This window comes from Streptomyces curacoi, from assembly GCF_001513975.1.
In the GTDB taxonomy this organism is placed as follows: Bacteria; Actinomycetota; Actinomycetes; order Streptomycetales; family Streptomycetaceae; genus Streptomyces; species Streptomyces curacoi.
The window spans coordinates 1-13,574 of record NZ_KQ947986.1 but is presented as its reverse complement, the minus strand read 5'-3'; the positions used below and the strand labels follow the sequence as shown (position 1 = coordinate 13,574).

The 13,574-nt window shown below is 75.3% G+C and carries 14 protein-coding genes; 13 read left to right on the top strand and 1 reads right to left on the bottom strand.

The window, feature by feature from the left end; translation table 11 throughout:
- The first annotated feature begins 26 nt into the window (after nucleotides 1-26).
- Genes AQI70_RS09810 through AQI70_RS09760 form a run of 11 tightly spaced genes read left to right on the top strand, consistent with a single transcriptional unit; the run spans nucleotide 27 to nucleotide 11,382 of the window.
- The gene (locus AQI70_RS09810; protein ID WP_062146619.1) at nucleotides 27-1,661 is read left to right on the top strand and encodes a carbamoyltransferase family protein; all 1,635 of its coding nucleotides are present in this window, start codon (nucleotides 27-29) and stop codon (nucleotides 1,659-1,661) included.
- Entirely contained in the window at nucleotides 1,658-2,653 is a 996-nt protein-coding gene (locus AQI70_RS09805; RefSeq protein WP_062146617.1) for a glycosyltransferase family 2 protein, read from the top strand. The genes AQI70_RS09810 and AQI70_RS09805 overlap by 4 nt, the downstream gene beginning before the upstream one ends.
- Nucleotides 2,650-3,207, top strand: coding sequence for a D-glycero-alpha-D-manno-heptose-1,7-bisphosphate 7-phosphatase (locus AQI70_RS09800; RefSeq protein ID WP_062146615.1), 558 nt, complete (start codon nucleotides 2,650-2,652; stop codon nucleotides 3,205-3,207). Before AQI70_RS09805 ends, AQI70_RS09800 begins: the two co-directional genes overlap by 4 nt.
- Nucleotides 3,204-4,211: a glycosyltransferase family 9 protein gene (locus AQI70_RS09795; protein ID WP_062146613.1), complete on the top strand. Its 1,008-nt coding sequence runs from the start codon at nucleotides 3,204-3,206 to the stop codon at nucleotides 4,209-4,211. The genes AQI70_RS09800 and AQI70_RS09795 overlap by 4 nt, the downstream gene beginning before the upstream one ends.
- Nucleotides 4,208-5,170 carry a glycosyltransferase gene (locus AQI70_RS09790; protein ID WP_062146611.1) on the top strand — a complete coding sequence of 321 codons (963 nt, stop codon included), beginning with the start codon at nucleotides 4,208-4,210 and terminating at the stop codon, nucleotides 5,168-5,170. The genes AQI70_RS09795 and AQI70_RS09790 overlap by 4 nt, the downstream gene beginning before the upstream one ends.
- Nucleotides 5,167-6,399, top strand: coding sequence for a glycosyltransferase (locus tag AQI70_RS09785; RefSeq protein WP_062146610.1), 1,233 nt, complete (start codon nucleotides 5,167-5,169; stop codon nucleotides 6,397-6,399). Before AQI70_RS09790 ends, AQI70_RS09785 begins: the two co-directional genes overlap by 4 nt.
- Complete coding sequence (locus tag AQI70_RS09780) at nucleotides 6,396-7,070, top strand: D-sedoheptulose-7-phosphate isomerase (protein ID WP_062146608.1); 675 nt, start codon at nucleotides 6,396-6,398, stop codon at nucleotides 7,068-7,070. The genes AQI70_RS09785 and AQI70_RS09780 overlap by 4 nt, the downstream gene beginning before the upstream one ends.
- Nucleotides 7,067-8,524, top strand: a complete 1,458-nt coding sequence (gene rfaE2 / locus AQI70_RS09775; RefSeq protein WP_062146606.1) for a D-glycero-beta-D-manno-heptose 1-phosphate adenylyltransferase — start codon at nucleotides 7,067-7,069, stop codon at nucleotides 8,522-8,524. Before AQI70_RS09780 ends, rfaE2 begins: the two co-directional genes overlap by 4 nt.
- Nucleotides 8,521-9,540, top strand: coding sequence for a glycosyltransferase family 9 protein (locus AQI70_RS09770; RefSeq protein ID WP_244181556.1), 1,020 nt, complete (start codon nucleotides 8,521-8,523; stop codon nucleotides 9,538-9,540). Before rfaE2 ends, AQI70_RS09770 begins: the two co-directional genes overlap by 4 nt.
- The gene (locus AQI70_RS09765; RefSeq protein ID WP_062146604.1) at nucleotides 9,509-10,462 is read left to right on the top strand and encodes a glycosyltransferase family 2 protein; all 954 of its coding nucleotides are present in this window, start codon (nucleotides 9,509-9,511) and stop codon (nucleotides 10,460-10,462) included. Before AQI70_RS09770 ends, AQI70_RS09765 begins: the two co-directional genes overlap by 32 nt.
- The gene (locus AQI70_RS09760; protein WP_062146602.1) at nucleotides 10,459-11,382 is read left to right on the top strand and encodes a glycosyltransferase family 2 protein; all 924 of its coding nucleotides are present in this window, start codon (nucleotides 10,459-10,461) and stop codon (nucleotides 11,380-11,382) included. Before AQI70_RS09765 ends, AQI70_RS09760 begins: the two co-directional genes overlap by 4 nt.
- A 17-nt stretch (nucleotides 11,383-11,399) precedes the next feature.
- Here AQI70_RS09760 and AQI70_RS09755 read toward each other — a convergent pair whose 3' ends face one another.
- Entirely contained in the window at nucleotides 11,400-11,582 is a 183-nt protein-coding gene (locus AQI70_RS09755) for a hypothetical protein (protein WP_062146600.1), read from the bottom strand.
- A 423-nt stretch (nucleotides 11,583-12,005) separates the two neighbouring features.
- Here AQI70_RS09755 and AQI70_RS09750 point away from each other — a divergent pair, with 423 nt between their 5' ends.
- Both AQI70_RS09750 and AQI70_RS09745 read left to right on the top strand, forming a co-directional pair.
- Complete coding sequence (locus AQI70_RS09750) at nucleotides 12,006-13,241, top strand: polysaccharide pyruvyl transferase family protein (RefSeq protein WP_062148212.1); 1,236 nt, start codon at nucleotides 12,006-12,008, stop codon at nucleotides 13,239-13,241.
- A gap of 76 nt (nucleotides 13,242-13,317) precedes the next feature.
- Nucleotides 13,318-13,574 (top strand): FAD-dependent oxidoreductase (locus AQI70_RS09745; protein ID WP_159042642.1); only part of this gene is annotated, 257 nt, incomplete at its 3' end.

Below are 13,574 nucleotides of genomic sequence, written 5' to 3'. Positions count from 1 at the left end.
TCCCGTACGCCGCACGGAGGCATCGCATGCGTGTCCTGGGAATCAACGCCCTCTTCCATGACCCCGCCGCCGCTCTCGTCGTGGACGGCCAGATAGTGGCAGCGGCGGAGGAGGAACGCTTCAGCCGGCGCAAGCACGGCAAGCGGCCCGTCCCCTTCTCCGCCTGGGAACTGCCCGAACTGTCCGCCCGATGGTGCCTGGAGCAGGCCGGCCTGTCCCCGTCCGACCTGGACGCGGTCGCCTACTCCTACGACCCCGAACTGGCCCGCCCGCCGGAGCAGTTGGGTCTGTACGACCCCTGGGACCACCTGCGTCAGGAGTACGCCCGCCGCGCCCCCGAGTTCCTCGCCGAGGCCCTGCCCGGACTCGGCCAGGACAAGGTCCGCTTCGTCGCCCACCACGTCGCGCACGCCGCCTCCGCCGGGCAGGCCGCCCCGTATCCCGACAGCGCGGTCCTGGTGCTGGACGGTCGTGGCGAGTGCGGCTCCCACCTGGCCGGCCGCTATGCGAACCGTGAACTCACCGTGCTGGGCTCGCAGTCCCTGCCCGACTCGATGGGCCTGTTCTACGAGGACCTCACCCAGCACCTCGGATTCCTGCGCAGCAGCGACGAGTTCAAGGTGATGGCGCTGGCGTCCTACGGCGAGCCCCGCTTCCTCGACCAGCTGCGCGAGTACGTCCACCTCGACGGCCAGGGCGGCTTCCGGGCCCGCCCCGTCCCCTGGGGGACGCTGGTCCCGGCGCGTGTGCCGGGCGGCGCCTGGACACAGGACCACGCCGACATCGCCGCCAGCGCGCAGGCCTGCCTGGAGGAGGTCCTGCTGGGCCTCGCACGCTGGCTGCACGACCGTACCGGCGAGGACGTGCTGACGCTCGCGGGCGGTGTGGCGCTCAACTGCGTCGCCAACACCCGCATCCACCGGGAGACACCCTTCAGCCGCGTGTGGGTGCAGCCCGCCGCCGGAGACGCGGGCACCGCACTCGGCGCCGCGCTCCATGTCGCGAACCAGAAGGAAGCCGTGGAGGCCATGCCGACGGCCGCTCTCGGCCGCGGCTGGAGCGACGACGAACTGCGCACCTGGCTGGAACGGGCGGCCGTGCCCTACGAGGAACCCGACGACATCGCCGAGACCGTCGCCGCCGAACTCGCCGCGGACGGCATCGTGGCCTGGTTCCAGGGCCGCAGCGAGTACGGGCCCCGGGCCCTCGGCCACCGCTCCCTGCTCGCCCACCCCGGCCGCGCGGCCAACCTGGAACGCCTCAACGCCGTGAAGGGCCGCGAGGAGTTCCGTCCCGTCGCGCCCATGGTCCTGGCCGAGCGGGCCGCGGAGCTCTTCGACGGGCCGCTGCCCAGCCCCTACATGCTGTTCGTGCACGACGTCGCCGAGGAGTGGCGGGACCGCATCCCGGCCGTCGTCCACGTGGACGGCACGGCCCGCATCCAGACGGTGGACCGGCGAGACGAACCCCTGGTCGCGCGTGTGATCGACGGGTTCGAGCGTCGCACCGGACTCCCCGTCGTCGTCAACACCAGTCTCAACACCGCGGGCCGGCCCATGGTCGACGATCCGCGCGACGCCCTGGAGTGCTTCGGCTCCGCGCCCGTGGACCTGCTGGCCCTCGGACCGTTCGCGGTCCGGCGGAAGAAGGTGTTCGCATGACGGGTGCTCCCGCCTACTCCGTCGTCATCCCGACGATCGGGCGTCCCTGCCTCGCCGACTGCCTGCGCGCGCTCGCCGAGGCCACCGGCCACCCGCCCGAGGAGGTCGTCGTGGTCGACGACCGCCCCGACCCCGGCGGCGTACTGCCCCTGGAGGCGGCCGGCGCACTGCGCGGACGGCTCCGCACGCTGCGTACCGGCGGCCGGGGCCCGGCCGCCGCCCGCAACGCCGGCTGGCGCACGGTCCGTACACCCTGGACCGTCTTCCTCGACGACGACGTCCAGGTGCTGCCCGACTGGTCCCGCCGCCTCGCGCAGGACCTCGCCGCGGCCGGTGCCTCCACCGGCGGCATCCAGGGGCGGCTGCGCGTCCCGCTGCCCGAGGACCGCCGGCCCACCGACTTCGAACGCGGCACGGCGGGACTGGAACACGCCGCCTGGGCCACGGCGGACATGGCCTACCGCACCGCCGCACTCGCGGGCGTCCAGGGCTTCGACGAGAGGTTCGGCCGGGCCTTCCGGGAGGACGCCGACCTGGCGCTGCGCGTGTGCGAGGCCGGATGGTCGCTGCACCGGGGCCGGCGCACGACACGCCATCCGGTGCGGGCGGCCGACCCCTGGGTGTCGGTCCGGGCCCAACGCGGCAACGCCGACGACGCCCTGATGACCCGACTGCACGGCCCCGACTGGTGGGCGCGCGCCCAGGCCCCCCGAGGACGACTGCCCCGGCATGCGCTCGTGACGTCCATGGCACTGACGGCACCCGCGCTCGCGCTGGCCGGCCGGCGCCGCGCCGCCGGGGCCGCCGCGGCCCTGTGGGCGCTGGGCACTGCCGAGTTCGCCCTGGCCCGCATCAAGCCCGGGCCGCGCACCCCGCGGGAGATCACCACCATGGTGGCCACCAGCGTGGTCATCCCGCCCCTCGCGATCCGCCACTGGCTCGACGGCCTGCTGCGCCACCGGCGGGTCACGCCCCTGAGGAGCACGCCGTGAACTCGCCGACCCCACACGTCGGGCGCGTCGCCGCCGTTCTCTTCGACCGCGACGGAACCCTCGTCGAGGATGTCCCCTACAACGGCGACCCCGCCCGCGTACGCCCGCTGCCCGGCGCCCGGCGGGCACTGGACCTGCTGCGCGCCGCCGGTATCCCGACCGGGGTGGTCAGCAACCAGTCCGGCATCGGCCGCGGACTGCTCACGGACACCGACGTCCGACGCGTCAACGACCGCGCGAACACCCTGCTCGGCGGCCTCGACACCTGGCTCTACTGCCCGCACTCGCCCGAGGCCGGCTGCGGCTGCCGCAAACCCCGCCCGGGACTGGTCATCGAGGCCGCCCGGCGCCTGGGCGTGGCCCCGGCGGACTGCGTGGTGATCGGCGACATCGCGACCGACGTCCAGGCGGCGCGCGCGGCGGGCGCCCGGGGCGTGCTCGTGCCCAACGCGGCCACCCTGCCGGGGGAGGTCGAGACAGCACCCAGCACCGCCCCCGACCTGCTCACGGCGGTCCGGCGGCTCCTCACCGAGACGCGGGGTGGTCGCTCGTGAAGACACTGGTCGTACGCCTCGACAGCTTCGGCGACGTGCTGCTCGCCGGACCGGCGGTCCGGGCGGTGGCGGCGCACTCCTCCCAGGTGACGATGCTGTGCGGCCCCCGCGGCGAACCCGCCGCGCGGCTGCTGCCCGGCGTGGACGACGTGATCGTGTGGGAGGCCCCGTGGGAGGGCTTCGACCCGCCCACCGTCCAGGAGGCCGACGTCGACGGCCTCGTACGGCGCCTGCGGGACGCGGCGTTCGACGCCGCGCTCGTGCTCACCTCGTTCCATCAAAGCCCCCTGCCCACCGCGCTGTTGCTGCGCCTGTCCGGCGTCCCGCGCATCGGCGCCGACAGCGTCGACCATCCCGGCCGCCTCCTCGACGTACGGCACCGGCGGCTGCCCGGCCGCCACGAGGCCGAGGCCGCCCTGGACACCGCCGCCGCCATGGGCTTCCTGCCGCACCCGGGGGACGACGGCCGGCTGCGCGTGCTGCCGCCGCCCGACACCATCGCGCTGACCGGCAACGGCCCCTACCTCGTGCTGCACCCCGGCGCCAGCGCGCCCGCCCGCGCCTGGAGCCCCGAACGCTGCGCGGAGGCCGTCGAGTTGCTCGCCGACGCCGGCCACCGGGTCGTCGTCACCGGCGGCCCCGACGAGGCCGGCCTCACCCGGAAGGTCAGCGGCGACACCGCGGTCGACCTCGGCGGCAAGACCGACCCGCGCACCCTCGCCGGGGTCCTGCGCACCGCCGACGTCGTGGTGTGCGGCAACACCGGCCCCACCCACCTGGCCGCGGCCGTCGGCACGCCGGTCGTGGCCCTGTTCGCTCCCGTCGTCCCGGCGGAGCGCTGGGCGCCCTACGGCGTTCCGAGCGTGCTCCTCGGCGACCAGCACGCGCCTTGTGCCGACACCAGGGCCCTGCGCTGTCCCGTGCCCGGCCATCCGTGCCTCGACGAGGTCACGGCCCACGACGTCGTGGCCGCGGTGCAGAAACTCATGGGGGAGACCACATGAACGTCCTTGTCTGGCATGTGCACGGCTCCTGGCTGACGTCGTTCGTCCAGGGCCCCCACACCTTCCTCGTCCCCGTCACCCCCGACCGGGGCCCCGACGGTCTGGGGCGGGCCAGAACATGGCAATGGCCGCCCACGGTACGGGAGTTGAGCCCCGCCGAACTGCGCGAGGCGGACATCGACCTGATGGTGCTGCAACGGCCGCACGAGATCGAACTGGCCCGGCGGTGGACCGGCCGCCGCCCGGGCATCGACGTGCCCGCCGTCTACGTCGAGCACAACAGCCCGCACGAGACGCCCACCGACACCCGGCACCCGCTGGCCGACCGGACCGACATCACCCTGGTGCACGTCACCCACTTCAACCGGCTGATGTGGGACAACGGCCGGGCCCCGACCACGGTGATCGAGCACGGCATCATCGACCCCGGACACCTGTGGACCGGCGACGAGCCACGCGCCGCCGTCGTCGTCAACGAGCCCGTACGGCGCGGCCGTACCACGGGAACCGACCTGCTGCCGACGTTCGCCCGCGCGGTGCCGCTGGACGTCTTCGGCATGCGTACCGAGGGGCTCGGGGACCACCTCGGACTGCCGCCCGACCGCCTCCGCAGCCGCGACCTGCCCCAGAGCAGCCTGCACCCGGCGATGGCCCGCTGCCGCATGTACCTCCACCCCGTCCGGTGGACGTCCCTCGGGCTGTCCCTGCTGGAGGCCATGTTCCTCGGGATGCCCGTCGTGGCACTGGACACCACCGAGGTGCGCGAGGCCGTCCCGGAGGGAGCCGGGGTGGTCTCGAACCGGCTCGACGTACTGCAGGACGCCATGCGCGGGTTCCTCGCGGATCCCGCGGACGCCCGGCTGACAGGGGAGGCCGCCAGGGCCGCGGTACAGGCCCGCTACGGAGAGCGGCGTTTCCGGGACGACTGGGAACGCCTGATCAAGGAGGTCACCCGATGAGCACCCACCCCTCGGCCGGCCGTGTCGCCATGGTCTCCGAGCACGCCAGTCCGCTGGCCGCGCTCGGCGGGCCGGACGCGGGCGGGCAGAACGTGTACGTGGCGCAACTCGCCGGGCGACTGGTCCGCCGGGGGCACGAGGTCACCGTGTACACCCGGCGGGACGACCCCCGGCTGCCGGACCGGGTCACCACACCCGACGGGTTCCGGGTCGTCCATGTGCCCGCCGGACCGGCGGCTCCGATACCGAAGGACGAACTGCCGCCGTACATGCCGGAGTTCGGGGACTTCCTGGCCCGGCAGTGGGCCACCGAACCGCCCGACGTGGTACACGCCCACTTCTGGATGTCCGGCTGGGCCGCCCTGGCCGGCGCGCGCGGCCTCGGTGTGCCCGTCGTGCAGACCTACCACGCGCTCGGCACCGTCAAGAGGCGCTACCAGGGCGCCGCCGACACCAGCCCGCCCGACCGCATCGCGATCGAGACCGCCGTCGGCCGGGAGTGCAGCCGCATCATCGCGACCTGCAAGGACGAGGTGGCCGAACTGGAGGCCATGGGACTGTCACGGCGGCACATCTCCGTCGTCCCCTGCGGGGTCGACCCCGTGCAGTTCGCGCCGGTCGCCGCGGCCCGCAGGCCGGCGTCCGCGCCCCGGCGGCTGCTCGCCGTCGGCCGGCTCGTGCCCCGCAAGGGCTTCGACCGCGCCATCCGCGCCCTGGCCGACGTCCCCGACGCCGAACTCCTCATCGCCGGCGGGCCCGAGGCCGCCCTGCTCCTCGCCGAACCCGAGGCCGAGCGGCTGCGCGCGATCGCCGACGAGTGCGGGGTCGCCGACCGGGTCACGCTCCTGGGCGGGGTGAGCCGGGAGCAGATGCCCGAGCTGATGTCCAGCGCGGACCTCGTGCTGTCCCTGCCCCGCTACGAGCCGTTCGGCATCGTGCCGGTCGAGGCCATGGCCTGCTGCGCGCCCGTCCTCGCCACCGCCGTCGGCGGGCAGCTCGACACCGTTGTGGACGGCATCACGGGCGTCCTCGTCCCGCCCGACGACGACCACGACATCAGCGGCACCATCCGCCGCCTCCTGGCCGACCCCGGACTGCTCGCCCGCTACGGCACGGCCGGGCGGCGCCGTGTCATGGCCCGCTACACCTGGGACCGCGTGGCCGACGGCGTCACCCGCGCCTACAGCGCCGTCTCCTCCGTCCCCTCACTCTCGGGAGCCGTCCGATGAAACTCGCCACCGACGTCACGCACTGCGACGACCTGATGAAGGCACTCGAAGGATTCCGCGGTTACGCCGCCCCCGTGGTCCAGCGCTGGGGCATCTCCCTCGCCTCCCGGCTCGGGTCGGGCTCCCGGCTCCTGGTCGCGGGCAACGGGGGCAGCGCGGCCCAGGCCCAGCACCTCACGGCCGAGCTGGTCGGCCGCTACCGGGACGACCGCCCGCCGTTCTCCGCTCTCGCGCTGCACGCCGACACGTCCTCCACCACCGCCATCGCCAACGACTACGGCGTCCAGGAGATCTTCGCCCGGCAGGTCGCGGCGCACGGCCGCGCCGGGGACGTCCTCGCGCTGCTGTCCACCAGCGGCGCCAGCGCCAACCTGCTCGTCGCGGCGCGCGAGGCCCACCGCCTCGGCATGACCGTGCTGGCCCTGACCGGCCCGGCGCCCAACCCGCTGGCGGGCGCCGCCGACGACGCTCTGTGCGTCGACGCGGCGACCTCCGCGACGGTGCAGGAGCTGCACCTCGTGGCCGTGCACATGCTCTGCGAGGCCTTCGACCAGGCGGTCGAACGCAGGGCGGCGGCGGAGCGGCGGTACGGGACCGTCGATCGCGGCGAGACCACGGAGCGGCGGCACCGGGAGCGCTGGGCGTTCCTCACGGAGGAGGAGGCCACATGACCGTACCGGCCCCCCTGCTGGTCGTCGGGGACGCCCTGCTCGACCGCGACGTCTGCGGCCGGGTCGAACGGCTGGCCCCCGACGCGCCCGTACCGGTCGTCAGCGGCCCCCGGCGCGCCACCCGCCCCGGCGGCGCCGCGCTCGCCGCCTGCCTCGCGGCGGCCGACGGCCGACCGGTCACCCTCGTCACCGCGCTGGGCGACGACCCGGACAGCGCCACCCTGCGCGAACTCCTGGCCGACCGGCTGGAGCTGGTGGAACTGCCCCTCACCGGAGCCCTGTCCAGCAAGACCCGGGTCCTCGCGGACGGCCGGCCGCTGCTGCGCCTGGACGACGGCGAGGGCAGAGCCCGGGAAGGGACCCGGGAGGCGGCCCGGGCGATCGCCGAGGCGGGAGCCGTACTCGTCGCCGACTACGGCCGCGGCACCGCCGATGTCCTGCGCGAGGCGCTGGCCGGTGCGGCGGCACGGGTGCCCGTCGTCTGGGATCCGCATCCCCGGGGCCGGCCACCGGTCCCCGGCGTCCGGCTGGCGACGCCGTGCGCCGCCGAGGCACACGCCTTCGCGGGCCCCGCCGACGACACCGAGGAAGCCGGGCACGGCAGCGAGCTGCACACCGCCGCGCAGGACGCCGGCCGGCTCGTCCGCGCCTGGCGGGCGGCCTCCGTGGCGGTCACCCTCGGCGGGCGCGGCGCGCTGCTGTCGCACGGCGCGACACCGCTGCTGGTGCCGTCCCCGGTCACGGCCGACGGCGACGCCTGTGGCGCCGGGGACCGGTTCGCGGCGACCGCCGCCGGGCTCCTGGCCGACGGCGAACTCGTCGAGACGGCCGTACGGGGCGCCGTGCACGCCGCCACCCGCTACGTCGCCGAAGGCGGCGTCCGGACCCTCGCCACGGACCCCGCGCCGACCGAACCGGCCGGTCCGCCGTCCGAGGGCGAACCTACGGACGACGCCCTGCGCACGGCCGCCCGGGTACGGGCCGCCGGCGGCACCGTCGTCGCCGCGGGCGGCTGCTTCGACCTCCTCCACGCGGGCCATGTCGCGCTGCTGCAGGCCGCCCGGCGCACCGGGGACTGCCTGGTGGTGTGCGTCAACTCCGACGCCTCCGTACGCCGGCGCAAGGGCGACGGCCGGCCGCTCGTCCCGGAGGCCGACCGGATCCGCGTGCTGCGCGCACTCGAATGCGTCGACGCGGTCGCCGTGTTCGACGAGGACACACCGGAACGCCTCCTCGCCGAGCTGCGCCCCCACATCTGGGCCAAGGGCGGCGACTACGCCATGGCCAGCCTGCCCGAGGCGCCCCTCGTGGAGAGCTGGGGCGGCCAGGTCGTGCTGTTCCCCTACCTCGACGGCCGCTCCACCACCGGCATCGCCGAACGAGCGGCCCTGGCCCCACGCACGCGCACGCCGGGCACCCGCCCGGCGGCGGGCAGTGGACGGAGGTCACGGTGACCGATCCACCGCAGCGGCGCCGCGTGCTGGTGCTGCGGGCGCTCGGGCTGGGCGATCTGCTCGCCGGGGTCCCCGCGCTGCGGGGCGTTCGGCGGGCCTTCGCCCGGGACGAGGTGGTGCTGGCGCTGCCGCCCGCACTCGGCGAGGCCGCCCTGGCCACCGGAGCCGTCGACAGCGTCCTCCCGGCCGAGGCACCCGGCCGGGGCGTGCCGTCGCTGCGGCACTGGACCGGGCCGCCCCCGGACATCGCCGTCGACCTGCACGGCAACGGACCCGAGAGCCGCGACGCACTGGCCGCCCTCGAACCCTGCCGGCTGCTCGCGTACGCCGAACCGGACCACGGCCTCGTCCGGCCCCCCGTGTGGCGGCCGGACGAACACGAACGGGAACGGTGGTGCCGCTTCCTCGGGGCGTACGGCATCCCGGCGGACCCCGACGACGTACGGCTGCCCCCGCCGGCCGCGCCCTCCCCGGCGCCGGGCGCCGTCGTCGTCCATCCGGGGGCGGAGTCCGCGGCCCGCCGCTGGCCGGCCGAGCGGTACGCCGTCGTCGTACGGCGGCTGCGCGCCGCCGGCCATCGCGTCGTCCTCACCGGCGGACCCGCCGAGGACGCGCTGGTCCTGGACGTCGCCGAACGCGCCGACCTGCCCCCACGGGACATGCTGCTTGGCGGGCTGCCCTTCGGCGCGCTGTCGTCGCTCGTCGCCCGTGCCGCGCTCGTCGTCAGCGGCGACACCGGCCTCGCGCATCTCGCGGTGGCCCACGGCACACCGTCCGTGACCCTGTTCGGACCGGTGTCCCCCCGGCTGTGGGGACCGCCGCGCGCCGAGCACCACATCGCCCTGTGGAAACCCGGCCCGCCGGGCGACCCGCACGGCGACGTCCCCGACCCGCAGCTGCTGCGGATCGGCACCGAGGAAGTCGTCACCGCCGCGCTGAGCCTGCTGCCATCCCACCGGACGACCGCGCAGCCACCGAAAGGAGATGACATCCGTGGCCCATCAGTCCGCTCCTGACGCGCCGCCCCTTCGCGCGGACGGACCCGACGGGCGAGTCACGGTCGCGGTGATCACCCGCGACCGCCCCGCGAGCGTGCTGCGCACCCTGGACGCCCTGGCCGCCCTGCCGGAGCGGCCCCCGGTCATCGTCGTGGACAACGGCTCCGACGACTCGACCTGCGTCGCGGTGCGCCGCCACCCGGCGGCCGCCCGGGTGCTCAGGCCCCGCGAGAACACCGGCGCCCTGGGCCGCAACCTCGCCGTACGGCACGCGGACACGCCCTATGTCGCGTTCAGCGACGACGACTCCTGGTGGACACCGGGCGCGCTGCGCCGGGCGGCCGACCTGCTCGACGCGCACCCCCGCCTCGGCCTGCTGGCCGCCCGCACCCTGGTCGGCGCCGACGGGGCCGAGGACCCGCTCAACGCCGTCCTCGCCGCCTCACCCCTGCCGGCCGAGCCCGACCTGCCGGGCCGCCCGGTGCTCGGCTTCCTGGGCTGCGCCTGCGTGGTGCGCCGGGACGCCTTCCTCACCGCGGGCGGCTACCATCCGCTGCTCTTCTTCGGCGGCGAGGAGACCCTGCTCGCCTACGACCTCGCGGCCGGCGGCTGGGGCGTCACCTACGAGCCCTCACTGACGGCCCGTCACCAGCCGGATCCGGCGGGGCGCGACGGCCGCGGCCATCTGGAACGCCGTAACGAAGTGCTGACCCTGTGGCTGCGCCGACCGCTCCCCGTGGCCCTGCGGGCCAGCGCGCGCCTGACGGCCGCCGCCGTCGCCGGTGAGCCCGACGCCCGCCGGGCCCTGCGCGGAGTGCTGGCGCGGCTCCCCGCCGCCCTTGCACGGCGCACGCCGCTGCCGGCGCACGTCGAGCAGGCGGCCCGCCTGCTCGACGGGAGCGGTGCGCTCGGGCCGGGGGAGGGGAGCAGGCCCGCATGAACGCACCGCACCCCGCCCTGGGCGGGCCGGACGACCGCACGACCGTCGTGGTGATCACCCACAACCGGTGCGCGGAGCTCCTGCACACCCTCCGGCGCCTGCGCGAGCTGCCCGAGCGACCGCGGGTCATCGTCACGGACAACGCCTCCACCGACGGAACCGCCCAAGCCGTGCGGCGCGAGTTCCCGGACGTCCTGCTGCTGCGGCCCGCCCGCAACCTGGGCGCGGTCGGCCGCAATCTGGCGGTGCGCCTGGTCCGTACGCCCTACGTCGCCTTCTGCGACGACGACACCTGGTGGGAACCGGGCAGCCTGCGGCGCGCGGCGGACCTGCTCGACGGACGGCCACGGCTCGCGGCGGTCACCGCCCGCATCCTCGTGGAGCCGAACGGCTCGGAGGATCCGGTCGTACCCGAACTCAGGGAATCACCGCTGACGGGACCCGACTGGCTGCCCGGACCGGCCCTCGGCTCCTTCCTCGCGGCCGCCACCGTCATGCGCACCGAAGCCTTCCGCGCCGGGGGCGGCTTCCACCCGGGGCTGTGGCTCGGCGGCGAGGAGGAACTCCTGGCCACCGATCTGCAGCGGCAGGGCTGGTGGCTGAGCTACGCCGAGGAGCTGACCGTCCATCACCAGGCTTCCGTGCTGCGGGACAGCACGGCACGCAGAATCCTCGGGCTGCGCAACACCCTCTGGTTCACCTGGCTGCGCCGCCCGCTCCTGCCCGCCCTGCGGCGTACGGCCCATCTGATGGCCACCGTCCCGCACGACGTGGCCTCGGCCCGCGCCTTCGCCCGCGCGGCGGCCGGTCTGCCCTGGGTGCTGCGCCAGCGCGACCCGGTACCGCCGGAGATCGAGGACCGGCTCACGGCCCTGCAGCGCGCCCGGCGTTCCTCGCCGGCCCGCCGGTACGTGGGATGAGCAGGGTGCCGGCCGCGTCAGGACAGCGTGCCGGGGCGGTCCATGTCCGGGCCGCCGAGGTCCTCGGTCGTCTCGGGGGCGTCGTCGCGCTCGCCCTCGGCCTGGGACGGTGTCGTGTACTCCGGAGTCGGATGGTCGGCCCGTGGGGTGTCGGTGTCTTCCCGCTCGCCCTCGGCCTGCGACGGGGTGTGGTGGCTCATCGTGGTCCCTCCTGCGCACGGGACGGTCGGTCGGCCCTCCCCGGGGCGGGGGAGGAGCCCGGCACCGTCGAGCGCAGGACCGTGTACCCCCCTCTCACCCCGGTGACACGGCGCGGCCCACACGCATCGCCGCCGCAGAGCGGGTACCCGTCCGGCGGTACGGCTCGGCGGCGGAAAGGACGGCCGGTGCGCAAGCACCCATACTGTCTCTACGGGCGCACCTCTTCGCCCGTGCCCCGCCGCCGTGCCGGACCGGCGGCCCCGGAAAGTCCGAGGTGAGGTTTCCTCCGAAAGGCCCGGGCAACCCGGGCCCGACGCCATGACGGCGTGTTGCCAGCCAGAAGACCCCGGCAGTCCCCGGGCGCGGAAGTCGTCGAGGACTGCCCAGTGGTCCCGCCCGCCTCCTTCGAACGGGAGTTCCGGATGACGATCAACCAGCACCCGTCGCCTGCCTCGTCCGATCTGCGGATCGGCCTGCTCGGCTCCTACGGCGGGTGCAACATGGGCGACGAAGCGATTTTGATGTGTGTTCTGAGCTGCCTGCGAGCCCACCGGCCGCATGCCCGGCTCGTCGTCTTCAGCCGGAACGCCGACCACACCCGAACCCATCAGCCGGAAGCCGACGAGGTGGTCGACTGGGAGAACGTCCCGCAGAAACCCGTCCTCGACGCCCTGGCCGGACTGGACCTGCTGGTGCTGGGCGGCGGCGGGATCCTCTACGACGGAGAGGCGCGGCGCTATCTGCGGCTGGTGCGCGCGGCCCAGGAGCGCGGCGTGCCCACCTTCGCCTACGCGGTCGGCGCGGGCCCGCTGCGCGAGGCCGACGACCGGGAGGCCGTACGCAAGGTGCTGCCGGAGATGGACGAGGTCGTCGTACGCGACGAGGAGTCACGCCTCGTGCTGGAGGAGGTCGGCGTCGAGTGCGAGCTCACCGTCACCGCCGACCCGGCGCTGCTGCTCACCCCGGAACCCTTCACCGAGCAGATGATGCGGCAGGAGGGCCTCCCGCTCGGCGCCCGGCTGGTCGGCATGTCCGTGCGTGAGCCCGGCCGGGCGGCGGAGAAACTCGACGAGGACGACTACCACGCCCTGCTCGCCGACGTCGCGGACTTCCTCGCCCGGCGCCTGGACGCCCATGTGGTGTTCGTGCCGATGGAACGCCAGGACGTCCGGCACGCCCACGGCGTGCTGTCCCGGATGAGCGCCCCCGACCTGGGCCGCATCCTGCACAACTCCTACAGCCCCGGCCAGGTCCTCGGCTTCATGAGCCACCTGGACATGGTGGTCGGCATGCGCCTGCACGTCGTGATCTTCGCCGCGCTCTCCGGCCTGCCCGTGCTGCCGCTGCCGTACTCCGGCAAGGTCTTCGACTTCGCCCGCCGTACGGGGGCGCCCGCGCTGGTCGGCGTGGCGCGGGAGCAGGCCGGACTCCTGCTCGCCGAGGTGGACCGGCTCTGGGACGAGTTCCCGCAACGGCAGGAGAACCTCAACACCCGGGTACAGGGGTTGCGGGCGCTGGCCCGGGAGACCTGCGCCCGCTGCGGAGTCCTCCTGGACTCCATCGACGGCGGCGCACGCGGCGCACGGCGGGCGGAGGGCGCCGACCTGATCCTGACCCCGGGCTCCCGGGCGGCCGATCTGCGGGGCCACGGGGGGTGACACCGGGACCTCGCAGGGCCACCGGGCCGCCGGAGCGCGCCGTCCGCAACCGACCCCGAGTCGACGGGAAGAAGCGATGCCGATCCTGGAACCACTCAAGCCCGCCCGGACCGTCACCCTGCCCCCGCGTGCGGCCCGCCACGGGGGCCGCACGGACGTCCTGGTCGTCGGCGGCGGCCCGGCCGGCACCGCGGCGGCCTACGCGGCGGCCGACGCCGGCGCCGACGTCGTGCTCGTGGAGCGCTACGGCTTCCTCGGCGGCAACGCCACCGCGGCGCTGGTGATGCCGCTGATGTCGTTCCACAACGAGCAGAAGCAGGCCGTGTTCGACGA

Bases quoted from the DNA above. Each gene is read 5' to 3' on its own strand.
- AQI70_RS09755 (WP_062146600.1), bottom strand. From the start codon at position 11,582: ATGAGCCACCACACCCCGTCGCAGGCCGAGGGCGAGCGGGAAGACACC.
- AQI70_RS09760 (WP_062146602.1), top strand. From the start codon at position 10,459: ATGAACGCACCGCACCCCGCCCTGGGCGGGCCGGACGACCGCACGACC.
- AQI70_RS09805 (WP_062146617.1), top strand. From the start codon at position 1,658: ATGACGGGTGCTCCCGCCTACTCCGTCGTCATCCCGACGATCGGGCGT.
- rfaE2 (WP_062146606.1), top strand. From the start codon at position 7,067: ATGACCGTACCGGCCCCCCTGCTGGTCGTCGGGGACGCCCTGCTCGAC.
- AQI70_RS09785 (WP_062146610.1), top strand. From the start codon at position 5,167: ATGAGCACCCACCCCTCGGCCGGCCGTGTCGCCATGGTCTCCGAGCAC.
- AQI70_RS09765 (WP_062146604.1), top strand. From the start codon at position 9,509: ATGACATCCGTGGCCCATCAGTCCGCTCCTGACGCGCCGCCCCTTCGC.
- AQI70_RS09750 (WP_062148212.1), top strand. From the start codon at position 12,006: ATGACGATCAACCAGCACCCGTCGCCTGCCTCGTCCGATCTGCGGATC.
- AQI70_RS09790 (WP_062146611.1), top strand. From the start codon at position 4,208: ATGAACGTCCTTGTCTGGCATGTGCACGGCTCCTGGCTGACGTCGTTC.
- AQI70_RS09810 (WP_062146619.1), top strand. From the start codon at position 27: ATGCGTGTCCTGGGAATCAACGCCCTCTTCCATGACCCCGCCGCCGCT.
- AQI70_RS09780 (WP_062146608.1), top strand. From the start codon at position 6,396: ATGAAACTCGCCACCGACGTCACGCACTGCGACGACCTGATGAAGGCA.